We start from the raw sequence: 26,507 nt of genomic DNA, 5'->3' as shown, positions 1-26,507 counted from the left end.
GTGCGCACCACCAATAAACCGGGGGTAGCCCTAGTGAATACTGTGTTTACCGCAGTTGTGGTGTGGTTCGTCGGGGCCAGCATGAATTGGAACGGCCAGTTCCCGATGTGGCTGTGGTGGATAATCGCGCTGTGGGCCGCTGCACTCGTCGGCATTCGCGCTGCACGACTAATCCGGGAGGCGCCGGCGACCGCTACCCATCCAGCGCCGCAGGGCCGCCCTCAAGCAGCTGCACAAACTGCGCCTCGGTGAGCATCGGGACGCCGAGCTCCTCCGCTTTGGCGGCCTTTGAGCCGGCGTTTTCCCCGACCACGACGTAATCGGTCTTCTTCGACACACTGCCGGCGGCCTTGCCGCCGCGGGACATGATCGCCTCTTTGACCTCGTCGCGGGTAAAGCCCTCGAGCGAGCCGGTGGCAACCACCGTGAGCCCCTCAAGGGTTTGCTCGATCTCTTCACCGGCTTCGTCCTCCATGCGCACGCCCGCCTCGGCCCAACGGCGCACGATCTCGCGGTGCCAGTCCACTTCGAACCACGCTTTGAACGATTCGGCGATGATTTGGCCCACGCCATCGGTGTCGGCAAGCTCGTTGACCGAGGCGTCGACAAGCGCCTCCATGCTCTTGAAGCGAGCCGCAAGCGCGCGTGCTGCCGTCGGACCGACGTGCCTGATGCTGAGGCCGACCAGGACGCGCCAGAGCTCTACCCCTTTTGCCTGCTCGAGGTTGGCAAGGAGCTTCTTGCCGGAGGCGTTGATCTGGCCGTCCTTGCGCGTGTAGGCCTGGGATTTCTGCAGGTCCTCTTCGGTGAGGTCGAAAAGGCAAGCTTCGTCCTCGAGGACGCCGGAAGCGATGAGGTCCTGGGCGCCCTTCTCGCCGAGCGCCTCGATGTCGAACGCGCCGCGCGAGGCGATGTACTCCAGGCGGGCACCGAGCTGCGCGGGGCACGATCGAGTGTTCGGGCAGCGCCAGTCGGCATCGCCTTCCTTTGCCGGGGCGAGTTCCGTGCCGCAAACAGGGCAGTCTTTGGGGAAGACGAACTCGCGTTCCGAGCCGTCGCGGAGATCGGCGACCGGGCCGAGCACCTCGGGGATGATCTCACCGGCTTTGCGGACGACGACGGTGTCGCCGATGAGCACGCCCTTGCGCTTGACCTCGTGCTGGTTGTGAAGGGTGGCCATGGCAACGGTGGAGCCAGAAACGAAGACTGGCTCGAGCACGGCGAACGGCGTGGCGCGGCCAGTGCGACCAATGGAGACCTCGATGTTGTTGAGCTTCGTGGTCACTTCCTCCGGCGGATATTTGTAGGCGATCGCCCAGCGCGGGGCGCGTGAGGTGTTGCCCAGCTGGCGTTGGGTGGCAACGGAGTCGACCTTGATCACGAGGCCATCGATCTCGTGGATCGCGTCGTGGCGGTGTTCGCCCCAGTACTCGACGATGCCGAGGATCTCCTCTGGCTTCTCCGCTTGCTTGGTGTACTCGGAGACGGGTAGGCCCCATTCGGCGAGCTTCTCGTAGGCCTCGAACTGGGTCTGCGGATCGAAACCTTCGCGCGCGCCGAAGCCGTGGCAGATCATGCGGAGTTTGCGCTTCTTCACGTCCTCCGGGTTCTTCTGGCGCAGACCGCCGGCTGCGGTGTTGCGAGGGTTGGCAAACGGTTTGCCGCCTTCCGCGATGCGCTGCTCGTTGAGCTCCGGGAAGTCTTCTGGGCGGATAAACACCTCGCCGCGAACCTCTACCAGCGGCGGGAAGTCGCCGGTGAGCTCGTGTGGGATGTCTGGGATGACGCGTGCGTTGGCGGTGATGTCCTCGCCGACACGGCCGTCGCCACGCGTTGCGGCGCGGGTGAGCTTGCCGTTTTCGTAGACCAGGTCGATGGAGAGCCCGTCGATCTTCAGCTCGGTGACATACGGTCCGGGTGTCTTTTCCAGCCACTCGGTGAGTTCCTCGGGCGAGAACACATTGTCCAAGCTGAGCATGCGCTCGAGGTGGACGACATCGGCGAAGGCGTCGCTCGTTGGCGCGGTGCCGACCTCCATGGTCGGCGAATCCGGTACCGCGAACTCCGGGTGGGCTTCCTCGAACGCTTGGAGTTTGCGGAAGAGCGTGTCGAACTCGGCGTCCGAAATCTCCGGCTGACCGTTGTAGTACAGGTCCCGGTGACGGCGAACTTCCTCAGCCAGCTCATCCCATTGGCGATGGAGGTCCTGGACTTCGGGCGCGGTGTCAGTCATAGCGCCCAAGTCTAGGTCGCCTACTACTCGAACAGCGCGTAGACGCGAGACGTGATCGACGGCGCGCCCTTGATGTTCGCCGGACCGACCACAATCACAGCACCGGTGGCAGGCACCTGGTCCAGGTTGGTCATGACTTCGACCTGGTAGATGTCCTGTTCAAGAATGTAGAGCTCCCCATAAAGGAAACCCTCACGGGCGGCGGTCACACCTGCGTCTGTATCGAGGGTCTCGTGTCCGATCGCGGCGACCCTGCGCTTTTCCACCAGATACTTCAATGCATCGAGTGACCAACCCGGGGTGTGCTGTACGCCATCATCGTCGAGGTTGCGGAACGCCACCGGGTCGTCCCAGCGTTCGTGCCAACCGCTCGAGAAGGCCACGAAGCTGCCCGATGGGATCTCTCCGTACTTTGACTCGAACGCGGTAATTGCTTCTACCGTGACCTCGTAGTCAGGGTTCTTCGCCACCTCGTCTTCCAAGTGCAGCACGTACAGCGGAAGGATGAGCTCTTCAATGCCGATGGCATCAACGAGCCTCTTGCCGTCTGCGAAGTGGCCAGGCGCATCAATGTGCGTTCCGTACGGAGTAGCGAATGTGTACTCCTTTGCCCAGAATCGGTGTTCCGCGATCGTGTTCACGGTGCGCTCGCGCATCGGCTCGAACGCCGGGAAGCGCGGGATCTCCGCGTGCACCTGGTGGCTAAGGTCGATGCGGGTGGCATTCAGGACCCGCTGTTGGAACTCACTTAGATTCGACATGCGTTTGACTATTGATCCCGCCTATCCACCGAGCAACGCTTAAATTCATCGCGAAAGGGATCATGGACGCAGTGGAAAACGTTGCCCCGGAAGACTCGAGCTGGCGCGTCGGGGCGCCCGTTAGAATAATCCGCATGGCAACCCCACCAGGCTTCGATGCGTCGCGGATGCTTTCGTTCGACCTCGAGACAACGTCGGCTAACCCGCGGGAAGCTCGCATTGTCACCAGTGCGCTTGTGCGTATCGACGGCTCCGAGGTCACCGCCACGGAAGCCCTCGCCGACCCTGGTGTGGAAATCCCGGAGGCAGCCGCCGCCGTTCACGGCATCACAACGGAGAAGGCCCGCGCCGAAGGGCGCGACCACGACGAGGTGCTGCGCGAAACGGTTGACGCGATTAAGCAGGCTTGGGCCGACGGCCTCACCTTGATCGTGTTCAACGCGCCCTACGACCTCACCGTCCTGCGCCACCTCACGGGTGATTTCACGGTCACTGGCCCCGTCTTCGATCCACTCGTGATCGACCGCGCCCGGGACCGCTACCGCAAAGGCAGCCGGAACCTGACTGCGCTCTCGGAGTTCTACGGAGTCCGCCTGGACAACGCACACGAGGCCACCTCGGACGCGATGGCCGCGGCGCGCATTGCATGGAAGCAGGTCCGCAAGATCTGGCCCGAGCTCGCCGATATGGACACCGATTCGCTCATGGAGTACCAGGCAGTGGAGTACTACAACTGCCAGGAGAATCTCCGCCGCCATTTCCAGTCGAAAGGTCGTGACACCTCCGACTTTTCGCTAGCCTGGCCGATGAAGGGCTAGTAACTGTAAGTTACTTCGGGCGGCGCTCGCAGCCGACGCCGTCACCGTCGCGGTCAAGGTGCGATCCGTAGCCGGGCTCACCACGACGGATCGGACGCCCGAGGTCATTCCACACCGCCGTGCAGTTCTTGTACTGCTTGGTGGCCGCGGGCCTCGGCGCGGGTGCCGGGGCAGGCTGCGGAGCGGGCGCAGGAGCCGGAGCCGGTGCGGGTGCTGGAGCCGGCTCAGGTGCCGGTGCTGGTGCAGGTTCGGGAGCAGGCGCCGGAGCCGGAGGAGCCGGAGGCGCAGGCGGGTGGCACGGGATGATGCCCGGCAGCGGGTTCGGGATGATCCCCTGCTGCATGGCCCAGCACGCTCCTCCGGCGGCTGCTGCCAGCACGCCGAGGGTGACCACCACGCCACCGACGATCGCGCCGGTCGAGGAGCCATCACGCTCGGTCGGAGCCGGAACCGCAGCGGGAGCCGAAGTCGATGCAGGGGTCGTGGTTGCCGTCGTGCTGGTGGTTGTAGGAGTCTCGCTCGCCGATTCGGAAGCTCCATCGGTGTCGGTCTCACCACCGGTCTCTTCAGCCGGCTCAGCTGATGGGCTTTCCGGCACCCCAGCCTGGGTTGTGGTTTCTTCTTGAACCGAAGGGGTATCGCCTTCAGCAGCATGAGCTGGAACAACAATGGCGCCAGCCGATACAGCCAGGGCCACGATCATAGAATGTGCAGTTTTCTTCATACGACAACTATCGCATACTGCGAACAGATTCGAAGCGTTACCGCAAACCTTCAGCCATCTCCCTCGCGGCGCGGTAATTCTTAGCGGACTCTGTCAAAGTGCTGCCGCCAGCCGCGAACACATCAAGCGCTGTAACCGCCAGGTCGAGTTGTAACTCGTCGAAGTAGCGCCAAAGCCAATCCGGCTCAACGGGCGCAATGGCCAACCGCGCCCCGCTTTCCAACAACTCCGCGACCCGATCGCGCTGCCCAGCCGAGGTCAGCGATTTGAGGTCTGCGGTCTGCCAGGGGGCGTCGATAAGCAATGGTGCATTGAGCAAAAATTCCCCGAAGCCTGCGAGCCGCTCAAACGGCTCTGGGTATGCACGGATCTCCTCGTAATCGGTCGCTCCCTTGAGGTTGCCCGCAGCAATGTCGGCGAGTCGCGGCTCGTCGAGTTGCAAAACGGTTGGAGCAATCCGCTTATCGACGGCACCTTTATGCTGCTCCACCGCTCCGGCGAACGCTTCTGTGATGTCGCGAAGCGCGCCGGGGTCGGTGATCATGCGGTGCCCATTTGCCATTTCGATTTCCGCCGCGAGCGTCCATGGCCCAACGAGTTGCACCTTGACCTGATCGATTTTGCTGGCCCAGAGCTCCTCGAGTACGTCGAGGTCACGCTCCATCTGGTCCCGGAACTGGGTTTGGGTGCGCGGGCGTGGGGCGACGCGCCAGCCGCGAGGTCCGGGTTCGACGGGAATGTCTAGGAGTGCTGCGGTGCGCCCGATTGCATCCGAACCGATGCCGCGATCGGGCAGTTGCGGGATGTGTGGCAGTGGGGTTTCGGAGATGACGATGTCGGCTGCGTTCGCGAGGTCGGTACCGGGTAGCGGGCCGAGACCGAACGCGGTCGGTGCGGGAGGGAGTTGACTAGCCACGGATCCCCCGCCGCTGCTTACGCAGGGATTTCACGAACGTCTCCGCTGCTGGGCCGTTGTCGCCGACGCCGACTTTGATGGTACGACCGTCGCGGGTCTTCAGGACGACTGCGCGGGTGGACGAGTTCGCGTCTACAACACTGACGGTGGTTTTGTCGGGATCGGCGAAGGAGCCGAACGGGCGTTTCACGCGGTGGTGGGCGGGCAGCTCCTCGACTCGCACCTCCTTGATGTGCTGGAGCGGAATGATGTCGTTCGGCCGCGGGAACATCCCGAAGTGCAGACCGTCCGCATCGACCATGAGGAAGGTGCCGATGCGGTGGATGAGGTTAATCAGCACTGCGAACCCGAGCATGGTGGCAATACCGATCCAGGTGTTCAAGCGCTGTGTGGCCATAGCGGCCAGCACGCCGAGGACCGCGAGCACTACGAGCCCGATCAGCCCCCAGCGCCACTTGGGTGCAAGCGGGTTGGTCCAGACGAGATGTTCGTTCACAAATGCTGAGTCTAAGCGGTTTAAGTGGTGCCGCAGATCGTGCCGGAGCCGAGCACAATGTCGCCCTGCCCGTCCGGATCCGGCAGGTACAGCACTGCGGCCTGACCGCGGGCAACACCTTCGAGCGGTTCGTGGAGGGTGAGCGTCATGGACGAGCCGTCGATACGCGCCCTGCACCCGACGACTCCCCCGTGTGCGCGGATCTGAACGTGGGCCTCGAACTCGCCTTCCATTGCGGGGTGGAGGACCTTGAGGCGGTCTGCGGTGATTTCGCTGACCTTCAGCGCGTCGCGCGGGCCGACGGTGACGGTGCCGGTAGCGGCGTCGACATCGGTGACGTAGCGCGGCTTGCCGTCGGCGGCCGGCACGCGGATGTTCAGGCCTTTGCGCTGGCCGATCGTGTACTGGAACGCGCCGTCGTGTTCCTTAAGCTCGTTGCCGTCGGTGTCCTTGATCATGCCTGGGCGCATTCCGATGGAGCGGCCGAGGAAAGCCTGCGTGTTGCCGTCGGGGATGAAGCAGATGTCGTAGGAGTCGGGCTTGCTCGCAGTGGAGAAGCCGTGACGGGCGGCTTCCTCGCGGATCTGCGGCTTCTCGGTGTCGCCGACCGGGAAGATGCAACGGTCGAGCTCGTCTCGGGTAAGCACGCCGAGCACGTACGACTGGTCCTTCAGCGGGTCAGCGGAGCGACGGAGGTTGCCGTCACTGTCGATGATGGCGTAGTGGCCGGTCGCGATTGCGTCGAAGCCGAGTGTGACCGCGCGGTCGAGCAAGGCAGCGAATTTGATCTTCTCGTTACAGCGCAGGCACGGGTTGGGGGTCTCGCCGCGGGCGTAGGAATCGACGAAATCGTCGATGACGTCCTCTTTGAAGCGGTCCGAGAAATCCCACACATAGAACGGGATGCCGAGTTTGTCGCAGACCCGGCGCGCATCGGCGGAATCTTCTAGAGAGCAGCAACCGCGGGCGGACTCGCGTGTCTGTTGCGCATCCTTGCTCAGCGCGAGGTGGACGCCGATAACGTCGTGCCCGGCCTCGACAAGGCGCGCCGCAGCGACAGAGGAGTCCACGCCCCCGCTCATTGCTGCCAGTACTCGCATGGTGCGGGAGTGTAGTCGCGTCGGTTTCTATCACCCAATCAGTGCTGAGCACTACCAAGATGCCGCTCATGTGGGCCTCGAATAAGATTCTCGTCACTAAAGGGGGGAGTTTGAGCAGTGGGTTTTAGAGGAGCCAAGAACGACGGGAACCGATCTATTGAAATGGATGGATTCTTCGCCTCGGGTTTAAAAACGGTGCTCAAGATCGCTTACATTGCGTTTCTTATCAGCGTTATTTGCGCGCTGGTAGTGGGCGCCGTCGCGCTAGTCACATCAATGAGTTATGCCGAAGTGCTGCAAGCGATCTTTACGACGCAACCCAATTTTCTCGCGGCTTTCGTGGGTTTGATAGCTGCTTCTGTCGCAGTGGACACCCTGAACCAGAAGCGTAGATCCGACGACAGGGATTCGTACTTCAAAAGCTTGCAGTGGGCAACAGAACTCACATTTAGTGATGACCCAAGGCAGGTGGCTTTCGGATGGGATCTTCTGAGTCAGTACACCAGACGACCTAGTATGAACGCTTATGATCCCGTTCTGCTTGACGCAGTGAATAACTTTGTCGCTCGGCTGGAGCCGCAGAACGAACCGGACGTGGACGACATCGATGCGGACGGAACTCGATAACGGAGGGATGAGCGCATCGCGTTCTAGCTGCAGAACGTTTAAACTCATCTTCAGCAAGGCGTCAACACGGAACTCACGAAACGATTCCAGCGGAAAGGGAGGGACTCGCAGATGACCACGAAGTTTGAACCATCTCAAGCTGACTTCGATCGAGATCGCGCTACACGCGAGTACACGCAGGAGTCGATCGAGTCGCTGCGCCGCAATCTCGCTGAACGCGAGAAAGCGCGTCCGAAGAACGACTGGCAGCGATTCTGGCACGCGTTCAAATACATGTAGGGCTCAAGGCGCAGAGAACGTCATACCGCAGTACGACGTAGTCGCACACATCCCGAACTAGCCTAGCTCGTTATGGATGTGCAGACGTCGTCGCTTCGCCGGTCCCGATACCGAGACTTGGCTCTCGCCGCAGGGCTCGCGTTCGCATGCCTGCTCGGTGCCTTCCAAACCTCAAGCAACATCGCGCTAGATGTGGTGCTCCTGCTCTGCGCTTTCGCGGCTCCGTTCACTCGCTGGCGGTGGCCGCTACTCACCGTCGCAGCTATCACCGCAGCGCTCGCAATCTGCGCGTTCAGGCCAACGTTGCCCACCGGCTCGGTCGCGCTCGCCCCTTTCGCCGCCTACATCGCCCGCCGCCACCTGCCCTCGCCGCACCGCGACCTGATTACCGTCGCCCTGTTTGTCGGCGACACCGTCGCGCTGACTCTCATTTCACCGACGATCACCGCACTAACACCGGCCGAACGAGCTCCGTATATCGCCTGGAGCGTCACGCTCCTCATCGCGGCCAGCCTCTTCGGCGAGCTGCGCCGCCGCGCCGAGGAGACCGCAGAGAAGGAGCTCCAGGCACGGCTGGAACGTCAGCGGGAAGAATTCGAGCGCGCAGCCGAGGAGCAGCGCGCCCACCTCGCCCGCGAGATTCACGACATTGTCACCCACTCGCTCACCGTTATCGTCGCGCAAGCCGACGGCGCTCTCTACGCCAGCGCACCGGACACCGGCGCTCGCACCGAAACCAAAGACGACGCGCTGCGCACCATCGCCAAAGTCGGCCGCGATTCCCTGAAGCAGATGCGTGGCGTCGTCGGCCTGCTTCGCGGCTCAGAGCAGCGCCCCGTCACCCCACTCGTAGAAACCCTCGACATCGACCAGCTCGTCGCCACCAGCCGCGCCGGCGGACTCGAGGTCGACTACACCGTCCACGGCCAACCACCCGCGGACCTCGCCCCCGCCACCACGCTCGCGGTGCAGCGCATCATCCAAGAATCGCTCACCAACGCGCTCAAACACGGCACCGGCACCGCGCAGCTCACCGTCGACTGGAACGAGGACAACGTCGCAGTCCGCACAACCAACCCGATTCCGCCGCGCGGAACTCTCCCCTCGACCGGCACCGGTCTCCAGGGCATGCAGGAGAGAGCATCGCTTATCGACGGCTTCGTCACCGCCGCCCCTACCGAGACCAACACCTGGGTCACAGAGGCGACAATTCCGCTGCGCAGAACCGATGCTCCGCAGGAGGTGGCCCAGTGAGCGCCCACACCATCGGCCTCGCCGACGACCAGGCCCTGTTCCTCCACGGCATCCGCGGCGTGATCGATTCCCAGCCGGACCTGGACGTCCGGTGGCTCGCGGCCAACGGTGAAGCGGCGCTCACCAACGCCGCGGAACAACCAGTCGACATCGTGCTCATGGACGTGCAGATGCCGGTCCTCGACGGTATTGCCGCGACGCGCCAACTCACCCAGCGCCACCCGGACACCAAGGTGATCATCTTGACCACCTTCGACGACGAGGATTACGTGCTCGGTGGACTGGCAGCCGGCGCGAGCGGGTTCCTCCTCAAAGACGCCGAGCCGGAGGCGCTCCTCGACGCAATTCGCACGGTCGCCGCCGGAGACGCGGTGATTTCTCCCAAGGCGACGAACCGGATCGTCGCAAAGCTCAATGAAGCTCCCGAGCAATCCTTGCCCCTCTCCCCTGCCGACCGGCTCGCGCTGGAAGAGCTGACCGAGCGGGAGCGGGAGGTGCTGGTGGCGATTGGGCGCGGGTGGACGAACACCGAGATCACCGAGCGGATGTTCATCTCGATGCCGACGGTGAAGACGCACGTGGGGCGCGTGCTGGCGAAGACCTCCTCGCGCGACCGGGTGCATGCGGCCCTGTTCGCCTATCGGACCGGGTTAGTGGAGCGGGCCGACTTGCTGGATTCTTAAGCCCGTTCACGTCATACCTGGGTATGACCACAGAAATCGTGCCCTGCGCCGATGTTTCAGGCCCCTGGTCTGCGGAAACCTTGGGGCCATGGACACACAACCAATCATTGCAACGCGGGGTCTGACCAAGACCTACGGCAACACAGCCGTGGTGAACAACCTCAACCTTCAGGTCGCGCCCGGTGTGGTGCACGGTCTGCTCGGGCCCAACGGTTCCGGCAAATCCACCACTATGAAAATGCTGCTCGGCCTCATCGCCCCGACGAGCGGCGAGATCATGATGCTCGGCCAGCCGATGACCGCTGCTACCCGCCCCCAGGTGCTCGCCGGCGTCGGTTCGCTGATCGAGGCACCCTCGGCGTACCCGCACCTCACCGGCGGGGAAAACATGCGCATTGCCACCCGCCTGCTCAAAGCCGATCCCGCGCACGCGCAGCGCGCCATCAAGCTGGTCCGGCTGGAAAGCCAGATGGACAAGCTGGTCAAGAACTACTCGCTGGGTATGAAGCAGCGCCTAGGCATCGCAATGGCGCTCGCGCGCGACCCACAGCTGCTTATCCTCGACGAGCCCACCAACGGCCTCGACCCGGCCGGCATCGAGGAAATCCGCGAGCTCATCGTCAGCCTCGCACGCGAACAGGGCCGCACGGTGCTCGTCTCCAGCCACTTGCTCTCGGAGATTGAAAAGATGGCATCGCACCTCACCATCATCAATCAAGGTCGGTGCGTCTTTCAGGGTTCGCAGCAAGAGCTTTACGACGCCCAGTTGCCCGACGTCTTCATCCAAACCCCAGCCGCCCCCATCGCGGCGGACCTGCTGCGTGGTTTGGGTCCTGCGCCCGCCGACGGCGGATTGGAACTCTCCGGTATGACCGATGAGCAAGTCGCCGAGGTCTGCGCGCAGCTGGTGTCCCACGGTGTCCCGCTGCACCAGGTGGTGCGCAAGCGCCGCAGCCTGGAGGAAGTGTTCATCGGCTTGACCGGACGGGAGGCGTTGAGCGCATGATGATCGAGTTCGCGAAACTCCGCCGCACCAAGACCTTGCTGCTGGGACTGCTGCTTTCGGCAGGGATTGTCCTGTTCGCCAGCATGAACCTCTTCGCCGGCGGACAGATCGAACAGTTCGCGGACGACCCGCACTCGTCTTGGGCTGGCTACCTTGTCGGGTTCTCCATGGCGCAGGCCTTTCTTGCCCCGCTGCAGTTGGCATTGATTGCCAGCCGCGTTGTGGACGCGGAGCACGCGAGCGGCGGCTGGCGCCTCAACGCTGTTGCCGGCACCCGACCGGGTGCGCTGCTTGTTCGCAAGTTCGGCGTCACCGGGCTAATTGTGGCCGTGCTGAAAGCCGTCGAGTTCGCGGGAGTGCTCGCGCTCCCGATTGCGCTTGGCGCTCCAGCGCCGGACGGCGAAATGCTTGGAACGTGGCTGCGTTTCGGCTTTGGCGCGACCGTCACCAGTCTTGCACTGCTTGCCGTGATGCTCTTCCTCGCCGCGATCGTTGACTCGCAGACTGTGGTCCTCGCTGTCGGGGTCGTCGGCGGATTCTTGGGCATCGCTGCGCTGCTCTCGCCAGCCTGGTTGGCCGCGATCAACCCGTTCGGCTACTTCGCAGTGCTCACCCCGTTCAGTTTCGCCGAATCCGGTGTCGAAGCGGTGCAGGTGCACTGGCCGCTGTGGATCGGCTACCTCGTGCTGGTTTCGGCGCTCTTCGGTGCCGGCATCAAAGCGCTGGATCGAAAGGAGATTTAGACCATGGACCTGATCCGCAACGACCTGCTGAAGTTCCGGCGTTCACACATTTGGGCGGTCATCCTGCTGGTCCCGCTCATCGCCGCTGCCATTGGCACAGGAAACTACGCCGCGAACGCGGAGATGCTCAGCTCGGGCTGGGACAGTTATCTCTCCCAGATCATGCTCTTCTACGGTCTGATATTCATGACGGCCGGTGTGTCCATCCTCGCTGCAGCCGCGTGGCGAGTCGAACATCGTGGCCACAACTGGCTCACCATGCTCACCTCGACTCGTTCAGAGGGCAGCCTCGTGGCATCGAAGGTCGCAGCTACGACCATCGCGATCGCGGCAATGCACGGTGTGCTGATCCTTCTCGCGCTCGCGGGCGGGCGGCTGCTGGGCATCCCGGGCGACATCCCGCGAGAGTTCCTTGCATCCGCGTTGCTCGCGCTGGCGCCGGCGTCGGCGGTAGCGGCGTGGCAATCGATGCTATCTATGGTGATCCGCAACTTCGCGGCCCCAATCGCAATCGGCCTGGTCGCCGCCATTGTGTCATTCGGCGCCCTCGCCTCCGGTGCTCCGGGCGTGAAGTTCATGCTCCCTCCCGCTCTGCTCTCGGACACGCTGTGGCTCGGAAGCTCGGCGGTTGCTGACGCAGGTGCTTTGACCGCCGCCACCGTCGTCACCGTTATCGCAGCATCGGCGATAATGGCCTTCGCCGGGTGGCTCGCTTCTGTGGTCTACCTGCGGCGCACCGACGCCCGGCTATAAGCGGGCCGGGCGAGACGGGCGGGTACCCTCGCACCATGGCCGAGAAAAGCGAGTTCTACGAGATCGACACCGGCATCGCCGAGGTGCTCCATGAACCCGACGGCTCCATGGTGCTGCTGGTCAACGGCGTGCCCAGCTCGCACATCGTGCCCGGGGACCCCGAGCGGCTCGACTTCGAGTACATGCGCTGGATGGCCGACTTCATCGACGACGCATACTCCGCCGGCCCCAAGGAAAAAGCCCGGCTCACCCACCTCGGCGGCGCGGCCTGCACCATGCCCCGCTATTTCGCTCACGCCTGGAAAGGCTCACGCAATACGGTCGTTGAAATCGATTCGGAGCTCGCGGTGCTCGCCCGCGAGCTTTTCGACGTCCCCCGCGCCCCCGCGGTCAAGATTCGCGTGGGCGATGCGCGCGAGGAAACTGACGGCTTCAAACCGGCAACGCGCGACGTGATCATCCGCGACGTCTTCACTTCAGCCACAACTCCCCGGAACTTGACCACCGTGGAGTTTTACGGGGCGGCGCGGGCGTCGTTAAGCGAGCGTGGTGTGTACCTGGCGAACTGCGGCTCGCACGCGGACCTGAAGGAAGCGAAGGACGAGCTGGCCGGCATGGTCGAGGTCTGGCCGCACGTCGCGGCGATTGCGGACCCGCCGATGCTGAAAGGCCGTCGTTACGGCAACATCGTGCTAATCGGGGCGAACCTGCCGATTGAGGCAACCCCGGAGCTGACGCGCAACCTGCTCATGGGCGCGGTGCCGGCGCAGTTCAAGGATGACGCGTGGGCTCGGTCGCTGGCTGCGCAGGGGGCTGCTCGCCACGATCCGGAGCAGTTGGATCCGGAAACAGAAGACCCCGGGGTATAGCGCCCCGGGGAGTCGTCGAGAAGCGAATTGCTCTACTTCGCGGCGTTATCGAGAAGGATGAGCAGGTCACCGATCTGGTACTCGCCGGCGACCATTTTGGCCAGATCGTCGAGCGGGAGCTCGCCTTCGTTGGCCAGCTGCTGCACGAGGCCGGCGATGTTGTTTGCGTCGGTGGCGTCGAAGCCCGCGCTGTCTGCGGCTTCGGTGAGCTGGCTGAGACCCACGGCACCACCTGCGAGCGCAAGGATGGCCAGCACGAGTTTGGTGTTGTCCTGCTCGAGCACGCGCAGCTCGTCAGAATCCGGCGCCTGGAACGCCTCCAGCACCCCGCCGCCAGCGCTGTAGTTGCCGCCTGCGAACTGGCCGAGCTGGGAGTTGGTGCCGTTGAACAAGTTCATGTCCACCGGGGTGTTGATGCCAGTGACGCGGCCCGAGTCGCTGCGCTGCCAGAAGCTCAGCTTGTCCCACCCACCGACGGGACGCGGCGGCTGGTTCTGGTACGCCGCGAGCCACAGCGGGTAGTCCGTGAACGCGTCGGTGTTGTTCATGTGCTCGTACCAGAAGTAGCGGTAGGTGTAGATCATCGGCTTGGTGCCCGTCTGGGCCTCAACTTCCTTGAGGAAGCTGCTGGTCCAGGCCGCAAGCTGCAGCGGGCCGAGGCCTTCGTCGACCTCGAGGTCAAGCACCGGCGGCAGCTGGGTCGCCGGGCCGTCGTTGATCACGGAGGCGAAGAAGCGGGCCTGTGCGAGCGGATCGCCTGCGGGGCGCGCGTAGTGGTAGGCGCCGACCTGCATCCCGGCATCGGCTGCTGCTTGGGCGTCTTCGTCGTAGAAGTCGTTCTTCCAGTCGCTGCCCTCGGACGCCTTCACAAACGCGAACTGCTGACCACCTGGCCCAGAGACCTGACGCCAGTTGATCGGCGCACCGCCCGGACGCTGGTGCCCGGCGACATCCACGCCGGAGACCAGACCCGGCAGCGTCTGCGCCTGAGCGGTCGCGGGAGTGAGCAAAGAGGTGAAGGCCATGACCACCGCGAGCACTGCGGCGGTGAGGGCATGGTTGGTTCGACTGCGCGCATACATGGGCGCGAGTGTAACGCCGATTCGCCCCTTTAGTCACAAAAGACACACGATTCACAGCAGTCCCACATCGCGCGCGCATCGCACCACCTCGGGAAGTTCGAGCAAGAGCTTATCGACGTCCCCTTGTACCGTCCCCTCCCCCAGCGTGACGCGAAGGGCACCGCCACCTTCGGCTTCGGTGTAGCCCATCGCCTCGACAACGTGACTAAAACGCGTCACACCTGCGGCACACGCGGAACCGGTGGAGACTTCGATCCCGCGCGAATCCAACAACATGATCATCGCGTCCGCATTCGCGCCTGGGAATAGGAAGTGCGCGTGGCCTGGGAGCGCGGGCTCCTGCGTGGTCAGGACCGCGTCAGGGATCTCGCGGAGAACGCGGTTGGCGAAGTCGTCGCGAAGCATTGCGATTCTGGCGCGTTCCCGCTCCATGTCTTCGGTGGCTTCTGCGAGCGCTGCCGCGGTGGCTGCGGCGGAGGCGACATCGACCGTGCCGGAGCGGATGCCGCGCTCCTGTCCCCCGCCGGCGATGACCGGCTGCGGTGCAGGAGAGCGCTTGGCCAGGAGGATGCCCGTGCCGCGCGGGCCACCGAACTTGTGGGCGCTGGCCGCGAGCGTCGTGGCACCGAGGGCGTGAAAGTCCACGGAGAGCTTGCCAACCACCTGGACTGCGTCGACGTGCAGCGGCGTGGAGTGGGCGGCGGCGCGTTTGGCCGCATCTTGTACCGGCTGGATCGCGCCGGATTCGTTATTCGCCCACATCAGGGTCGCCACCGCCGCCGGGGCGTCTAGCGGGGTGAGGTCGGTGACGTGACCGTCTCGGCCTGCCGATAGCCACGCGACGTCGGCGCCTGCGGCTTCGAGCGCACGCACCGACTCGAGCACTGCGGGGTGCTCGATGGTGCTCGCGACCACGCGGTTTGGTGCAGCGTCGCCGGCGCGCGCTCGGCTGGCGGCGTAGAGCCCGCGCACCCCAATGTTGTTCGCCTCGGTGCCCGAGCCGGTGAAGACAACCTCGACCGGGTCCGCGCCGAGCAGCTCAGCGATCTGCTCGCGGGCCTCTTGGAGCACCGCGTTCGCCTTGCGCCCGGAGGCGTATTGGCTGCCGGGGTTGAGCGCGCCCGCGTGCTCGCGCCAAGCGTCGATCGCGCACTGGCGCATCGGACTCGTCGCCGCGTAGTCGAGGTAGGTCATGGCACCCCAGCCTAGACCTCGCACCTTCCGTCCCACGATCCGTCTGTCAGTGGCCGGCGGCGTCCAACCCCAACGCTTGAGCACCAACTCTTTAGCACCAACTCTTGAGCACCAAGTTGGTGTTTAACTCCGCCAAGAACACCAACTTGGTGCTGAAAAGTTGGGGTTAAGCATGGACGCGGGGGCCGCAGATGTGGGCGACCGCAGAGTCGCCGATGCGCGCGATGACCACCGCCATCGGTGCCGCGCCGCCGCTGAGTTTCGCGCCGCCCTTGCCGGCCTTGCCGCCTTTACCGCCCTTGAGTTTGAGCTTCGCGCGCAGCTGGTCGGGGTCGACGTCGACGCCGCGCACGACAATTTCCGCGCTCGACGCCCCACGCGCGGCGAGCGCGGCGCGCAGCTTCCTCAGCGGCACTGCCTCGATGAACGGAAAGCCTGAGTAGCCAGCCGGGATCGTGTCGCCGGACAAGAACGCGATGTGCTCATCCAACATCCACAGCCCGTGACGCGTCGCCCAGTGCGACACCAGCCCGGCGCGGATCACGGCACCATCTGGCTCGATGATGAACGCGCCGGGAGGTTTGACTGGGGCCGTTGAAGGGGCCGTCGATAAGCATCGTTCTTCGAAGCCTTCCCTGAGCACGACTGCCTCGCGCCCGCGGCCGAAGCCCGGGGTGTACAAGCAGGCTTCTTTGACGCCGCCGTCGACGGAGACGACGCTGACCAGGCCGTCCCACTCGGAGTAGTCGATGCCCGGCGCACATTTCACGGCCAGCTCGCGACCGGCGTGCGCGGCGAGGAGGTCCGGCAGCGGCGGGATGAGCTTGGCGGGGTCGGTGATGCGCTTGCCGTCCGCGCGCCGGGCTGGGTCTGCGACCACCACATCGGCGCGGCTCGCAGGCGCGAGCGCGTCCGCCACGGCGAGCCAGGCCGAGTCTCCGAGGTTGTGACGAGCCATAGCGATCCGAGACCGGTCAAGGTCGGAGCCCAGCCAGGCGACGCCGGCGTCGGCGAACGCGGGCGCCTCGGAACCGACGGAGCAGGTCACGTCGTGGACCAGCGTCGCGCCCGCCTCGCGCACATGTCCGGCACGCACATCGGCCACGGCGCGCGGGGTGGCCTGCTGGGCGGCATCGTAGTCAGTCAGCCAATGCGCAGGAAGCTTGCCGACGGCCGCGCGCTGGGCGTAAATGAGCACACTCACCGCGCGGGCAAAGTCGCCGAATTCGCGGTCGAGTACGGCGCGGTCGGCGAACACGGACTGCTTCGTCAGCGCGATCTCCGGCGCAATAGCCTCAATGCGTGGCGCGTTGGCAGCGAGGAACGCGACCTCTTCATGGCTACAACTCAATGCGCCGCCCGATCCGGTCTTTGGGCGCGCGGTGGAGGAATTCCTGCATGCCCGCGTGGTGGAGGTGCTGCTCATCAACGATCGGGGTGATGGTGGCGTTCTGCTTCGCCGCAAGGACTTCTGCAACGCTTTCGAACTTGGCGAGCTCGAGTAGGTGCATCCAGGTGGAGGGGGCAAAGCGGACGAGGCCGGCGCGCCAGCCGTCGACAAGCAATTGTGGCGGGAACCAGTTCGCGTCGTCGGCCTCGCCTGTGTTGCCGTCGGGCTCTTGGCCTTCCGGGTTCACGGCAAGAAAGGAAAAGGTGTCGAACCAGTTGCCGCGTTCGGATTTGCCGATCCAGCGCGCGTAAGGGGTGAGTAGGTCGCCGTCGACCTGTAGGTCGTTGTGCTGCAGCACGTCGGTAAGCGAGATGGTGTGCTCCTCGAGCGCGTTGCGGTGCTCGTGGAAAATGCTCGCGTCCTCGAGCAGGTTGCCGGAGTGGTCGACCGCGAGGAAGATACCCGTTTCCTCAAAGAGCTCGCGCACAGCTGCGAACATCACCGCGTGCGCCTTGTACTTGGTCAGGCCGAGCTGACGGGCAAGCGAGATCGCAGAGCGTCCAGTCCACAACTCCCCGTCGTCCCAGGAGCGCCCCGGAAAGTCGCGGGTATCTACGCCACCGCCGGGAAACACCGTGATGCCTGGGAAATTCGGCATGCTCAGCACGCGTTCTTGAACCCAAACTTCGAACCCTTCGGCGCGGTCGCGCATCAGGATCACCGTGGCGGACAGGCGCGCGCCTCCGAATCCGCTGGTTTCGGTGACGTCGATGGTGTCACCGGCATCCGTGGACACCGCACCGGTTCGGCGCTTTTTCGCCCTTTCCATCGACCATCACCTCCCTACGCATTCATCCGCGGCTCCATTTGTGGTGCCACCACTACTCATACCGGCTCAGCCGAGCCTGGGTGCCGTGTGCGGCGACGCGCAGCGTTTAAGCGCGGTGCGCGCCCCCGCGGCCTTTGCGCGCCCGGCGCGCGAAGTAGCGGCCATCGTCGTACGTCACCTCGATCGGCTGGTGGTACGCCTTCGAGACATTCTCGGAGGTGAGAACGTCCTCGATTAAGCCTTGGGCGACCACCGACCCTTCGTCGAGAAGCATGGCGTGGGTGAAGCCGTACGGAATTTCCTCGAGGTGGTGGGTGATCATCACAATCGCCGGCGCGTCCGGGTCGAGCGCGAGCTCGCCGAGGTAGCCGATAAGGTCTTCGCGCCCGCCCAAGTCCATGCCGGCCGCCGGCTCGTCCAGGATCAGAAGCTCCGGGTTGGTCATCACTGCGCGCGCGACCAGGACGCGCTTACGCTCGCCGTCCGAAAGCGTCCCCCACGTCCGGTCGATCAGGTGCATCGCACCGACCTGCTCGAGCACCTCAAGCGCCTGTTCGTAGTCCATGCCTTCGTACTCTTCGCGCCAGCGGCCCATGATCGCGTAGCCGGCGGAGACCACTAAGTCGCCGACCTTCTCGTCGTCAGGAACACGCTGGGCGATGGCGGACGAGGTGATGCCGATCGCCGCACGCAGATCGCGCATGTCGGTCTTGCCCAGCTGCTCCCCGAGCACAAAGGCCACGCCCGAGGACGGAAACTCCTGCGCCGATGCCATTCGGATCAGCGTGGTTTTGCCTGCGCCGTTCGGGCCGACGACCACCCAGCGCTCATCCAGCTCGACCTGCCAATCCACCGGTCCCACGAGCGTCTTTCCTCCGCGGACGAAGGAGACGTTCTGGAAGTCGATGAGCAGATCCTCATCCGTGGTGGGTTGCGTCTGAGCTGTTTGCGTCGTTTCCGTACTCACCTGTCCTATTTTGGCCTATTTGGGCGCGGTTGTGTGGAAAGTGGCGCGGGAGTTAACCGGTCAAAACCCTGCTGCTTCGCTACGCTTGGCCTGAACGTGCACGCGCGGAAAACGCAAGCAATAAGCAAGTACGAAGGATAACGCCATGGTCGCCCGCTTCGGTATTGATGATGTCCGCCCCCAGGTTTCAGGTCGCACGCTGCCCGCGAAGGCGGTTGTGGGGGAAGTCGTTCCGGTTTCCGCGCTGGTGTGGCGCGAAGGGCACGATGCCGTCGGCGCTACGCTCCAGCTCACCGCACCGAGCGGCGAGCAGTACTCCGTACCCATGGAGCAGGAGGTTTACCGCCCCGACTACGTTCACGCCATTTTCGTGCCGGATGAGCAGGGGCTGTGGCGCTTCCGCGTCGACGCGTGGAGCGATGTCATGGCCACCTGGCGCAACGCGGTGTCCAAGAAGCTCCTCGCCGGCCAGACCGAGGCAGAAATGGCCAATGACCTCGCTCACGGCATCCTCCTGTTCGACAAAGCGGCAGAGCAGGCAGCCCGCACCGAGCGGGAGGTACTCGAGCGCGCACGCAAGGTGCTTGCCGACGGCACCTTGGACCTGCACACCCGAGTCGAAGCCGGCTTGACCGATGAGGTGCTTGAAGCGCTCGAAGCCTTCCCGCTGCGCGAGCTGATCTCCCACGGCCCGATCTGCGACATCCTGGTGGAGCGCCGCGAAGCTCTGGTGAACTCCTGGTACGAACTCTTCCCCCGATCCACCGGCGGCGTGGACGAGGCCGGCAACCCCGTCCACGGCACCTGGGCCACCACCGCGGCGGCACTCGATCGCGTCGCCGCGATGGGCTTTGACACCGTGTACTTCCCGCCGATCCACCCGATCGGCGAGATAAACCGCAAAGGCCGCAACAACTCGCTGACCCCGGAGGAGCACGACGTGGGTTCGCCGTGGGCGATCGGTTCCAAGGACGGCGGCCACGACGCGTTCCACCCCGCGCTTGGTGGCGAAGCAGAGTTCCTCGAAATGCTCGACCACGCGGCTGACCTGGGTCTGGAGATCGCGCTCGACCTCGCGCTGCAAGCCGCGCCCGACCACCCGTGGGCAAAAGCGCACCCGGAGTTCTTTACCGTGCTCGCGGACGGCACCATCGCCTACGCCGAGAACCCGCCGAAGAAGTACCAGGACATTTACCCGATCAACTTCGACAACGCCCCGGAGACGATCTACGACGAGATCTACCGCGTGGTCATGTACTGGGTGGATTTGGGCATCACCACCTTCCGCGTTGACAACCCGCACACCAAGCCAGTGAATTTCTGGCACTGGCTCATCTCCAAGGTTCATGAGACGGACCCGGACGTGATCTTCCTGGCCGAGGCATTCACCCGTCCTCCGCGCATGTACGGCCTGTCCAAGGCAGGATTCAGCCAGTCCTACACCCACTTCACCTGGAAGACGACGAAGGCGGAGCTCACCGACTTCGCGCAGCTGCTTATCGACGTCGCCGACGTAAGCCGCCCCAACCTCTTCGTCAACACCCCCGACATCCTCCACGAGTCCCTGCAGAAGGGCGGCCCTGCCACGTTCGCGCTGCGCGCCACCCTGGCCGCAACGATGAGCCCGCTGTGGGGCGTGTACTCCGGCTACGAGCTCTACGAGCACGAGCCGGTCGCCGACGGCTCGGAGGAGTACCTGGACAGCGAGAAGTACCAGCTGCGTCCGCGCGACTTCGACGCGGCGCTGAAGCGCGGCGAATCCCTCGAGCCCTACCTCGCGCTGCTCAACCAGATCCGCCGCGACAACCCGGCGCTACAGCAGCTGCGCAACATCCGCTTCCACGACATCGCCAACGACAATGTCATCGCCTACTCAAAGGTCGACGCGGTCACCGGCAACGCCGTGCTCGTGGTGGTGAACCTCGATCCTTACTTCACCCAGGAAGGCACGCTGCGCCTCGATGTGACCGAGCTGGGCCTCAACCCTGGCGAGCCGTTCGAGGTTCACGACATGATCACGGGCGAGACCTACACGTGGGGCACCGAGAACTACGTCCGCCTTGCGCCGCAAGTCAATGTCGCGCACGTGTTCCGGCTCCCACAGGTGCCTAAGAGCCGTCGACAAGCTCTTGCTTATCGACGAATCTCCGACCACGACTACCGCCCGTAAACCGCTACGGTGGGTAACCACCTACCAATGAATAGAATTACCAACATGAAGGACCCCCAATGACTGCCCAGGAGATCGACCCGCAGCTGCTCATCCCGGAAGGTGACCGCGCGCGCCTGCTCGAATGCAAGCACCACGCCCCGCACGATTTTTACGGCTGGCACGCGGCCAAGAGCGGCTCGGTGATTCGCACCCGTCTCCTCGGCGCGGAGGACGTGCAGCTGATCGTGCACAACGAGGAGCTGCCGATGCATCATACCGGCGACGACATCTGGGTCGTGGGCCTGGAAGATGACCGTGCGCCGGACTACCGTTTCAAGGTCACTTACCCGTTCGGCGAAACGCAGATCATAGCCGACCCGTACCACTTCCTGCCCACGCTCGGCTCGCTTGACCTGCACCTCATCTCCGAGGGCCGCCACGAGCGGCTGTGGGAGGTGCTCGGCGCGAACGAGCGCAGCTACACCACCGCGCTCGGCGAGGTCTCCGGCACCTCCTTTGCGGTGTGGGCACCGAACGCGCAAGGCGTGGCGGTTGTCGGCGAGTTCTGCGGCTGGAACCCGAACCAGTACCCGATGCGCACGCTCGGCTCCACCGGCGTGTGGGAGATCTTCATCCCGGGCTTGCGCGCGGGTACGGCGTACAAATTCGCCGTGCAGACCGTTCACGGCGACCGCATCGACAAGGCCGACCCGATGGCGCGCCAGACCCTGGCCCCGCCGGAGACGGTTTCCATCGTCGCGCCGAGCGACTCCTACGAGTGGGGCGACGAGGACTGGATGGCCCGCCGCGTCGGGCTGGACGCCACCAACGCGGCGATGAGCGTCTACGAGTGCCACATTGGCTCCTGGAAGCAGGGCGCGACCTACACCACCATGAAGGAAGAACTGGTCCCCTACCTGGTAGAGAACGGCTTCACACACGTGGAGTTTTTGCCGGTGGCCGAGCACCCCTTCGGCGGCTCCTGGGGCTACCAGGTCACCGGCTACTACGCGCCGACCGCGCGCTGGGGCAGCCCGGACGAGTTCCGCGAATTAGTTGACGCCTGCCACCAAGCCGGCATCGGCGTGATCGTGGACTGGGTCCCCGCGCACTTCCCGAAGGATGCCTGGGCGCTCGCCCGCTTCGACGGCACCGCGCTCTACGAGCACCCGGACTGGCGCCGCGGCGAGCAAAAGGACTGGGGCACCTACGTCTTCGACTTCGGCCGCAACGAGGTGCGCAACTTCCTCGTTGCCAACGCCCTGTACTGGTTCGAGGAGTTCCACCTCGACGGCCTGCGCGTCGATGCTGTGGCCTCCATGCTCTACCTCGACTACTCCCGCGAACCCGGCGAGTGGCTGCCCAACCAGTTCGGCGGCCGTGAGCACTGGGACGCGGTGCAGTTCCTCCAGGAGATGAACGCCACGGTGCACCGCACGCACCCGGGTGTGCTCACCATCGCCGAGGAATCCACTGCCTGGCCGGGCGTGACCGCCCAGACCGAAGTCGATGGCCTGGGCTTCTCGCTGAAGTGGAACATGGGCTGGATGAACGACACCCTCGAGTACTTCTCGCTCGACCCGATTCACCGCTCCTACCACCACAACGAGATCACGTTCTCCCTGGTCTACGCCTTCTCAGAGAAGTACGTCCTGCCGTTCAGCCACGATGAAGTGGTCCACGGCAAGGGGGCGCTCTGGGAGCGCATGCCCGGCGACGATTGGAACAAGGCCGCTGGCCTGCGCGCCCTGTTCGGCTACATGTTCTCCCACCCCGGCAAGCAGCTGCTGTTCATGGGCTGCGAATGGGGCCAAACCACCGAGTGGGACGAAGCGAACTCCATCAACTGGGACAACCTCGCGGAAAGCTGGGGCCACGAGTACCACCGCGGCATCGCCCGCCTCGTGCGCGACCTGAACTTTGTCTACCGCGACAACCCCGCGCTGTTCAGCCAGGACAATTCGCCGATGGGCTTCCAGTGGCTCAAGGGCGACGACGCCGCCCACAACCTCCTCGCCTACGTGCGCTGGGGCGCAGACGGCCAGCCGATCATGGCCGTGGTCAACCTCTCCGGCGCCTCGCATACGGATTACCGCCTGGGCATGCCGGAGGCAGGTACCTGGGAGCTGCTGATCAACACCGACCAGGCCATCTACGGCGGCGCCGGAAACGAGCTACCGGAAGCAATCCACACCGAGGCGGTCGGCTGGGACAACTTCGAGCAGTCGGTTCAGCTCCACGTCCCCGCGCTTAGCGTCCAGTGGTACAAGCTGGTTCGTTAAGAGCTTTTCGCTTATCGACGCCTAGAACAGCGCACTCGCCAACTTCGTACGAGCCTCGATGACCCGCGGGTCCGCTGCGTCGAAGAGGCCAAACAGCTCGAGGAGGCGGGTCTTCGCCTCCGGCTGCGTTTTCACCAGCGCGAGCAGCCGTTCGAACGCGCGCTCCGGCACGCCTGCAACAACCTCTGCGTCGGCGGCATCGAGCTGCTTCTGCAGGTTTTCCGGGTCAGTTTCGGCGTCTTGGATCGGGTCGGTCTCCCGATTCTGCGGATCCAGCCGCTTCAGCACTCCGACCGTCGCCTTGGCCTGGGCGATCTCCTTGTTGGTAGGGTCGTCGGCCAGGATTTCGTCGTAAAGCGCGATGGCTGCGTCGAACGAGCCGACGTTGAGCGCTTCCGTGGCTGCCGCAAGCCGCGGATCCTGCTCTTCCTCCCCTGCCTGCGGCTCTTCGCCGAGTCCCTGGAGCTGGGGGCCGATGTTGCTAACCAGCGAGTCGACCCACTGGGTGAGCTGCTCGCGCGGCTGGTTGCCCTCAAACTCTGCGACCGGGCGGCCGGCGGCAAGCGCGACCACCGTGGGCAGCGCGCGCACGCCGAGCATCTGGGCGACCTCAGGGGTCGCATCGGCATCGACGTAGGCCACAAGAAAGCTGCGCTGACCGGCCGCGAGCTCCTGGAGGGTCGCCTTGAGCGACTCTGAGTCCGGGGAGCGGCTGGTGCCGATCATCAGCACCACCGGGATCTGCAGCGAGCGCTGGAACGCCTGCGCCTCGATGTCGCGCTCAGTGACCGTGATGAACGGCTGGAACGCCGAGCTTTCCATTTCCTTGCGCGCCTCCGCCTGCTGGGCGAGCGCGCCGAGGTCGACGGCGCCGCCGGTGAACTGCGGTTCCTGGAACTCGGCCATTATTGTGCGTCCCCTTCCAAGTGCTGGTTCAGCGAATCCATCTTCTGGTGCAGCATGTCGGTGTAGCCGCGGCGGATGTCCGCCTTGATCACCAACGACACCCGCGGCGAGACCTCCTCGACGGCGGCGGTGGCGCGTTTGATTACGTCCATCACCTCGTCCCACTCCCCCTCTATGGTGGTGAACATCGAGGTGGTCTCGTGCGGCAGCCCGGACTCGCGCACGACGCGCACCGCCCTCGCTACCGCCTTTGACATCTCCCCGTTCGGATTATCCGTCACCGCTGGGGCGACCGAGAAAGCTGCAATCATGCGCCCCACCTTACGCGCCTTGGGCAGTGGCTCTCTGCCTGACAGCTACCGACGATCCCAGCAGTGCCGGTGCCAGTGCCGCCGATCATCCACCCCGCGGCCGGTCTCCTTCGGCCACGCAACCACGTGCGCGACACCGGGTGGGATGTTCTGGTTGCAACCGGGGCAAATATAGAACTTCGTCGCCGCGGCCGAGCCAATCTGGCGCACGCAGTACGGCTCGCCGTGCGTCCAGCTCGGCCCCTCGACCTCCTGGGTGCCGATGAACGTCGAGCCGTCTCTGGGCAGCACGTAGCTGGGGCTTACGTTCATCCTGCGGTTCTTGCGCGGCATGACGCCTACCCTACCTGCGCTAGAAAAGACGCAGCTCGTCGGATTCGATGCCGCGCAGCTCCGCGTAATCCAGGGTCACGCAGCGGAAACCGCGGTCCTCGGCGAGCGTGCGCGCCTGCGGCTTGATCTCCTGCGCGGCGAACACGCCGGTGACCGGCCGCAGCAGCTCGTCGCGGTTCAGCAGCTCCACGTAGCGGGTGAGCTGTTCCACCCCGTCGATCCCGCCGCGGCGCTTCACCTCCACCGCCACGGTCGCCCCATCGCGATCGCGCGCAAGAATGTCCACCGGTCCAATCGCCGTTGGGTACTCGCGGCGCACCAGCGTATAGCCCGAGCCAAGGGTCGTGATGTGTTCCGCAAGCAGCTCTTGCAGATGCGCTTCCACACCATCTTTGACCAAACCCGGATCCTCACCGAGCTCCACGGAAGTATCGGCGATCACCTCGGCGATAGTAATGCGCAGCTGCTCTCCCTTTGGATTCTCCACAATCCACAGTTGCTCGCCGGTGTCTTCGCCGTCGAGGTCCACCACGCGCTCTTCCTTCAACGTGCATGGAGGCGTCATCCAGTTCAGCGGCTTGTACGCGCGGTCGTCGGCGTGGATCGACACCGATCCGTCCGCCTTCACCATGATCAGGCGCAGCGCTTCCGGCAGGTGGGCATCCAGGCGGCCGACGTAGTCCACGGAGCAACGGGCGATGACAAGACGCATGGGTGCTAGCGTACCGGCGGGTCACTAGGAGCTAGAAATTGCTTATCGACGGCTCACGTCCACTACCGACGACCGCGGTTCGCCCGCTGTGCGAGCGCATTCATATCCTCGCGCTGTGCGCGCGAATCGGGCGCAGACTCCACCCAGGAAATCAGCGCCATCTCTGCGTGGCGCTGGCCCGCGAACTCGAACTGCCCCATCGGCCCAGACAACGAAAGCACTTTCTCTACCTGGGGCATGATGTCGCGCTCGTCATCGGTGAGGTCGCGCACCCCATTGAACGTCACGTCGCGGCGGTCAATCGACATGTCGTAGTTGAACGACAAAGACCGCAGCTTGTAGAACCGTGCTTCCTCACCCACGTAGCGCACGACGCCGTGGCGCCAGCCGTGAACCCCGTCGGCAGGCAAAGACCTGATCAGCCCCTGGGCACCCGAATTTCGGAACATCATGAATCGCCAAGCGACGGCGATCGCAGCAAACACGAAGATCAACGCCACGATGTAGCCGAGGATCTCCATACGCACCGAACTTTCCGTGTGTTTTCTTCGCATTCTTTACGTTATTTACAACGTTTCGGACAATCATAGTCCCGCGCGCGAAGCAATCAACCCCTCCACGCCCCGTGTTTTCGAACGCGAAAAACCCGCACCCTCCGCGAGTCTGAACTCGTGGAACGTGCGGGTCTTTTCAGGCGTTGAGGTTGGCGTCTGCCTTCCTACTTGGATGCGCGGCGCACCGCGGCCAGCTCCGCTTCGGAGCGGGCCTTGGTCAGCTCATCTTCATCCTGGAGGCCAGCCTCGGCTTCAGCCGAGTCGACTTCGCTGGAGAAGACCGCGAAGTCCGCGAGGACGGTCACGCGGTCGCGCTGTACGGAGAGGAACCCGCCCTGCACAGCGGCCACAATGCGCTCGCCGTCAACCGGGCTAATGGTCACCACACCGTTGTTCTTGAGCTGCCCCAAGAACGGTTCGTGACCAGGCAGGATGCCGATCTCACCTTCGGTGGTCTGGGCGGTGAGGATGCTTGCCTGGCCCTGCCAGAGCATGCGGTCCACCGCGACCAGTTGAGCGGTAAGTTCAGCCAT

The 26,507-nt window shown here is 64.4% G+C and carries 28 protein-coding genes; 11 read left to right on the top strand and 17 right to left on the bottom strand.

What is annotated here, in order from left to right:
- Positions 1 to 193 precede the first annotated feature (193 nt).
- Together ligA and CGLAUT_RS05270 are read right to left on the bottom strand one after the other, a co-directional pair.
- On the bottom strand, positions 194 to 2,233 hold the full coding sequence (gene ligA / locus CGLAUT_RS05275) for an NAD-dependent DNA ligase LigA (RefSeq protein WP_290186760.1): 2,040 nt from the start codon (positions 2,231 to 2,233) through the stop codon (positions 194 to 196).
- A 23-nt stretch (positions 2,234 to 2,256) separates the two neighbouring features.
- Positions 2,257 to 2,994: a cyclase family protein gene (locus tag CGLAUT_RS05270; protein WP_290186758.1), complete on the bottom strand. Its 738-nt coding sequence runs from the start codon at positions 2,992 to 2,994 to the stop codon at positions 2,257 to 2,259.
- 134 nt (positions 2,995 to 3,128) lie between these two features.
- Here CGLAUT_RS05270 and CGLAUT_RS05265 point away from each other — a divergent pair, with 134 nt between their 5' ends.
- The gene (locus tag CGLAUT_RS05265; RefSeq protein ID WP_290186757.1) at positions 3,129 to 3,812 is read left to right on the top strand and encodes a 3'-5' exonuclease; all 684 of its coding nucleotides are present in this window, start codon (positions 3,129 to 3,131) and stop codon (positions 3,810 to 3,812) included.
- Between the two features lie 10 nt (positions 3,813 to 3,822).
- Here CGLAUT_RS05265 and CGLAUT_RS05260 read toward each other — a convergent pair whose 3' ends face one another.
- Genes CGLAUT_RS05260 through mnmA form a run of 4 tightly spaced genes read right to left on the bottom strand, consistent with a single transcriptional unit; the run spans position 3,823 to position 7,048 of the window.
- Entirely contained in the window at positions 3,823 to 4,515 is a 693-nt protein-coding gene (locus CGLAUT_RS05260) for an excalibur calcium-binding domain-containing protein (RefSeq protein ID WP_425551714.1), read from the bottom strand.
- A gap of 58 nt (positions 4,516 to 4,573) precedes the next feature.
- Positions 4,574 to 5,452: a uroporphyrinogen decarboxylase/cobalamine-independent methonine synthase family protein gene (locus tag CGLAUT_RS05255; protein WP_290186754.1), complete on the bottom strand. Its 879-nt coding sequence runs from the start codon at positions 5,450 to 5,452 to the stop codon at positions 4,574 to 4,576.
- Entirely contained in the window at positions 5,445 to 5,948 is a 504-nt protein-coding gene (locus tag CGLAUT_RS05250) for a hypothetical protein (RefSeq protein ID WP_290186752.1), read from the bottom strand. Before CGLAUT_RS05250 ends, CGLAUT_RS05255 begins: the two co-directional genes overlap by 8 nt.
- A gap of 20 nt (positions 5,949 to 5,968) precedes the next feature.
- On the bottom strand, positions 5,969 to 7,048 hold the full coding sequence (mnmA, locus tag CGLAUT_RS05245) for a tRNA 2-thiouridine(34) synthase MnmA (RefSeq protein WP_290186751.1): 1,080 nt from the start codon (positions 7,046 to 7,048) through the stop codon (positions 5,969 to 5,971).
- Positions 7,049 to 7,210: 162 nt separating this feature from the next.
- Here mnmA and CGLAUT_RS05240 point away from each other — a divergent pair, with 162 nt between their 5' ends.
- The 8 genes from CGLAUT_RS05240 (at position 7,211) to CGLAUT_RS05205 (ending at position 13,262) form a co-directional block, all read left to right on the top strand.
- On the top strand, positions 7,211 to 7,675 hold the full coding sequence (locus CGLAUT_RS05240) for a hypothetical protein (protein ID WP_290186750.1): 465 nt from the start codon (positions 7,211 to 7,213) through the stop codon (positions 7,673 to 7,675).
- 111 nt (positions 7,676 to 7,786) lie between these two features.
- Complete coding sequence (locus tag CGLAUT_RS05235) at positions 7,787 to 7,954, top strand: hypothetical protein (RefSeq protein WP_290186749.1); 168 nt, start codon at positions 7,787 to 7,789, stop codon at positions 7,952 to 7,954.
- A gap of 72 nt (positions 7,955 to 8,026) precedes the next feature.
- The gene (locus CGLAUT_RS05230; protein ID WP_290186748.1) at positions 8,027 to 9,208 is read left to right on the top strand and encodes a sensor histidine kinase; all 1,182 of its coding nucleotides are present in this window, start codon (positions 8,027 to 8,029) and stop codon (positions 9,206 to 9,208) included.
- Positions 9,205 to 9,891: a response regulator transcription factor gene (locus tag CGLAUT_RS05225; RefSeq protein WP_290186746.1), complete on the top strand. Its 687-nt coding sequence runs from the start codon at positions 9,205 to 9,207 to the stop codon at positions 9,889 to 9,891. Before CGLAUT_RS05230 ends, CGLAUT_RS05225 begins: the two co-directional genes overlap by 4 nt.
- An 88-nt stretch (positions 9,892 to 9,979) precedes the next feature.
- The gene (locus CGLAUT_RS05220; protein WP_290186744.1) at positions 9,980 to 10,897 is read left to right on the top strand and encodes an ABC transporter ATP-binding protein; all 918 of its coding nucleotides are present in this window, start codon (positions 9,980 to 9,982) and stop codon (positions 10,895 to 10,897) included.
- Entirely contained in the window at positions 10,894 to 11,640 is a 747-nt protein-coding gene (locus CGLAUT_RS05215) for an ABC transporter permease (protein ID WP_290186742.1), read from the top strand. The genes CGLAUT_RS05220 and CGLAUT_RS05215 overlap by 4 nt, the downstream gene beginning before the upstream one ends.
- Before the next feature lie 3 nt (positions 11,641 to 11,643).
- Positions 11,644 to 12,393: an ABC transporter permease gene (locus CGLAUT_RS05210; RefSeq protein WP_290186740.1), complete on the top strand. Its 750-nt coding sequence runs from the start codon at positions 11,644 to 11,646 to the stop codon at positions 12,391 to 12,393.
- A 35-nt stretch (positions 12,394 to 12,428) separates the two neighbouring features.
- Positions 12,429 to 13,262: a spermidine synthase gene (locus tag CGLAUT_RS05205; RefSeq protein WP_290186738.1), complete on the top strand. Its 834-nt coding sequence runs from the start codon at positions 12,429 to 12,431 to the stop codon at positions 13,260 to 13,262.
- 32 nt (positions 13,263 to 13,294) lie between these two features.
- Here CGLAUT_RS05205 and CGLAUT_RS05200 read toward each other — a convergent pair whose 3' ends face one another.
- The 5 genes from CGLAUT_RS05200 to CGLAUT_RS05180 all read right to left on the bottom strand — a co-directional run bounded on the left by CGLAUT_RS05200 (position 13,295) and on the right by CGLAUT_RS05180 (position 18,724).
- A complete protein-coding gene (locus tag CGLAUT_RS05200) occupies positions 13,295 to 14,344 on the bottom strand; it encodes a glycoside hydrolase family 25 protein (protein ID WP_290186736.1) in 1,050 nt (349 codons plus the stop codon).
- Positions 14,345 to 14,395: 51 nt separating this feature from the next.
- The gene (locus CGLAUT_RS05195) at positions 14,396 to 15,538 is read right to left on the bottom strand and encodes a cysteine desulfurase family protein (RefSeq protein WP_290186734.1); all 1,143 of its coding nucleotides are present in this window, start codon (positions 15,536 to 15,538) and stop codon (positions 14,396 to 14,398) included.
- A gap of 166 nt (positions 15,539 to 15,704) precedes the next feature.
- Positions 15,705 to 16,889, bottom strand: a complete 1,185-nt coding sequence (locus CGLAUT_RS05190) for a THUMP-like domain-containing protein (RefSeq protein ID WP_290187038.1) — start codon at positions 16,887 to 16,889, stop codon at positions 15,705 to 15,707.
- Complete coding sequence (locus CGLAUT_RS05185) at positions 16,879 to 17,757, bottom strand: NUDIX hydrolase (RefSeq protein ID WP_290186732.1); 879 nt, start codon at positions 17,755 to 17,757, stop codon at positions 16,879 to 16,881. Before CGLAUT_RS05185 ends, CGLAUT_RS05190 begins: the two co-directional genes overlap by 11 nt.
- Positions 17,758 to 17,863: 106 nt before the next feature.
- A complete protein-coding gene (locus CGLAUT_RS05180; protein WP_290186731.1) occupies positions 17,864 to 18,724 on the bottom strand; it encodes an ABC transporter ATP-binding protein in 861 nt (286 codons plus the stop codon).
- A gap of 145 nt (positions 18,725 to 18,869) precedes the next feature.
- Here CGLAUT_RS05180 and CGLAUT_RS05175 point away from each other — a divergent pair, with 145 nt between their 5' ends.
- Together CGLAUT_RS05175 and glgB are read left to right on the top strand one after the other, a co-directional pair.
- On the top strand, positions 18,870 to 20,894 hold the full coding sequence (locus CGLAUT_RS05175; protein WP_290186730.1) for a maltotransferase domain-containing protein: 2,025 nt from the start codon (positions 18,870 to 18,872) through the stop codon (positions 20,892 to 20,894).
- A gap of 59 nt (positions 20,895 to 20,953) precedes the next feature.
- Entirely contained in the window at positions 20,954 to 23,158 is a 2,205-nt protein-coding gene (gene glgB / locus CGLAUT_RS05170) for a 1,4-alpha-glucan branching protein GlgB (protein WP_290186729.1), read from the top strand.
- A 21-nt stretch (positions 23,159 to 23,179) separates the two neighbouring features.
- Here glgB and CGLAUT_RS05165 read toward each other — a convergent pair whose 3' ends face one another.
- The 6 genes from CGLAUT_RS05165 to CGLAUT_RS05140 form a co-directional block, all read right to left on the bottom strand.
- Positions 23,180 to 24,064 (bottom strand): tetratricopeptide repeat protein, encoded by an 885-nt coding sequence (locus tag CGLAUT_RS05165; protein WP_290186728.1) that lies wholly within the window; start codon positions 24,062 to 24,064, stop codon positions 23,180 to 23,182.
- Positions 24,064 to 24,375: a thiamine-binding protein gene (locus CGLAUT_RS05160; protein WP_290186727.1), complete on the bottom strand. Its 312-nt coding sequence runs from the start codon at positions 24,373 to 24,375 to the stop codon at positions 24,064 to 24,066. The genes CGLAUT_RS05165 and CGLAUT_RS05160 overlap by 1 nt, the downstream gene beginning before the upstream one ends.
- A gap of 45 nt (positions 24,376 to 24,420) precedes the next feature.
- The gene (locus tag CGLAUT_RS05155; RefSeq protein WP_290186726.1) at positions 24,421 to 24,708 is read right to left on the bottom strand and encodes an Rv1322 family protein; all 288 of its coding nucleotides are present in this window, start codon (positions 24,706 to 24,708) and stop codon (positions 24,421 to 24,423) included.
- 19 nt (positions 24,709 to 24,727) lie between these two features.
- Positions 24,728 to 25,420, bottom strand: coding sequence for an endonuclease NucS (gene nucS, locus CGLAUT_RS05150; RefSeq protein ID WP_095659781.1), 693 nt, complete (start codon positions 25,418 to 25,420; stop codon positions 24,728 to 24,730).
- A 62-nt stretch (positions 25,421 to 25,482) separates the two neighbouring features.
- The gene (locus CGLAUT_RS05145) at positions 25,483 to 25,941 is read right to left on the bottom strand and encodes a DUF2550 domain-containing protein (RefSeq protein WP_232507250.1); all 459 of its coding nucleotides are present in this window, start codon (positions 25,939 to 25,941) and stop codon (positions 25,483 to 25,485) included.
- 197 nt (positions 25,942 to 26,138) lie between these two features.
- Positions 26,139 to 26,507, bottom strand: a complete 369-nt coding sequence (locus tag CGLAUT_RS05140) for a F0F1 ATP synthase subunit epsilon (protein ID WP_095659779.1) — start codon at positions 26,505 to 26,507, stop codon at positions 26,139 to 26,141.

The organism is Corynebacterium glaucum (assembly GCF_030408855.1).
GTDB classification, from domain to species: domain Bacteria; phylum Actinomycetota; class Actinomycetes; order Mycobacteriales; family Mycobacteriaceae; genus Corynebacterium; species Corynebacterium glaucum.
The sequence above is the reverse complement of the archived record's forward strand: the minus strand, read 5'-3'. Positions and strand labels throughout refer to the sequence as shown.

Excerpts from the sequence above, each read along its gene's own strand:
- CGLAUT_RS05200 (WP_290186736.1), bottom strand. The coding sequence starts at position 14,344 with ATGTATGCGCGCAGTCGAACCAACCATGCCCTCACCGCCGCAGTGCTC.
- mnmA (WP_290186751.1), bottom strand. The coding sequence starts at position 7,048 with ATGCGAGTACTGGCAGCAATGAGCGGGGGCGTGGACTCCTCTGTCGCT.
- CGLAUT_RS05165 (WP_290186728.1), bottom strand. The coding sequence starts at position 24,064 with ATGGCCGAGTTCCAGGAACCGCAGTTCACCGGCGGCGCCGTCGACCTC.
- CGLAUT_RS05205 (WP_290186738.1), top strand. The coding sequence starts at position 12,429 with ATGGCCGAGAAAAGCGAGTTCTACGAGATCGACACCGGCATCGCCGAG.
- CGLAUT_RS05220 (WP_290186744.1), top strand. The coding sequence starts at position 9,980 with ATGGACACACAACCAATCATTGCAACGCGGGGTCTGACCAAGACCTAC.
- ligA (WP_290186760.1), bottom strand. The coding sequence starts at position 2,233 with ATGACTGACACCGCGCCCGAAGTCCAGGACCTCCATCGCCAATGGGAT.
- CGLAUT_RS05140 (WP_095659779.1), bottom strand. The coding sequence starts at position 26,507 with ATGGCTGAACTTACCGCTCAACTGGTCGCGGTGGACCGCATGCTCTGG.
- CGLAUT_RS05265 (WP_290186757.1), top strand. The coding sequence starts at position 3,129 with ATGGCAACCCCACCAGGCTTCGATGCGTCGCGGATGCTTTCGTTCGAC.
- CGLAUT_RS05260 (WP_425551714.1), bottom strand. The coding sequence starts at position 4,515 with ATGATCGTGGCCCTGGCTGTATCGGCTGGCGCCATTGTTGTTCCAGCT.
- CGLAUT_RS05230 (WP_290186748.1), top strand. The coding sequence starts at position 8,027 with ATGGATGTGCAGACGTCGTCGCTTCGCCGGTCCCGATACCGAGACTTG.
- CGLAUT_RS05210 (WP_290186740.1), top strand. The coding sequence starts at position 11,644 with ATGGACCTGATCCGCAACGACCTGCTGAAGTTCCGGCGTTCACACATT.
- nucS (WP_095659781.1), bottom strand. The coding sequence starts at position 25,420 with ATGCGTCTTGTCATCGCCCGTTGCTCCGTGGACTACGTCGGCCGCCTG.
- CGLAUT_RS05270 (WP_290186758.1), bottom strand. The coding sequence starts at position 2,994 with ATGTCGAATCTAAGTGAGTTCCAACAGCGGGTCCTGAATGCCACCCGC.
- CGLAUT_RS05215 (WP_290186742.1), top strand. The coding sequence starts at position 10,894 with ATGATGATCGAGTTCGCGAAACTCCGCCGCACCAAGACCTTGCTGCTG.
- CGLAUT_RS05155 (WP_290186726.1), bottom strand. The coding sequence starts at position 24,708 with ATGCCGCGCAAGAACCGCAGGATGAACGTAAGCCCCAGCTACGTGCTG.
- CGLAUT_RS05160 (WP_290186727.1), bottom strand. The coding sequence starts at position 24,375 with ATGATTGCAGCTTTCTCGGTCGCCCCAGCGGTGACGGATAATCCGAAC.
- CGLAUT_RS05235 (WP_290186749.1), top strand. The coding sequence starts at position 7,787 with ATGACCACGAAGTTTGAACCATCTCAAGCTGACTTCGATCGAGATCGC.
- CGLAUT_RS05185 (WP_290186732.1), bottom strand. The coding sequence starts at position 17,757 with ATGGAAAGGGCGAAAAAGCGCCGAACCGGTGCGGTGTCCACGGATGCC.
- CGLAUT_RS05195 (WP_290186734.1), bottom strand. The coding sequence starts at position 15,538 with ATGACCTACCTCGACTACGCGGCGACGAGTCCGATGCGCCAGTGCGCG.
- glgB (WP_290186729.1), top strand. The coding sequence starts at position 20,954 with ATGACTGCCCAGGAGATCGACCCGCAGCTGCTCATCCCGGAAGGTGAC.
- CGLAUT_RS05145 (WP_232507250.1), bottom strand. The coding sequence starts at position 25,941 with ATGGAGATCCTCGGCTACATCGTGGCGTTGATCTTCGTGTTTGCTGCG.
- CGLAUT_RS05240 (WP_290186750.1), top strand. The coding sequence starts at position 7,211 with ATGGATGGATTCTTCGCCTCGGGTTTAAAAACGGTGCTCAAGATCGCT.
- CGLAUT_RS05175 (WP_290186730.1), top strand. The coding sequence starts at position 18,870 with ATGGTCGCCCGCTTCGGTATTGATGATGTCCGCCCCCAGGTTTCAGGT.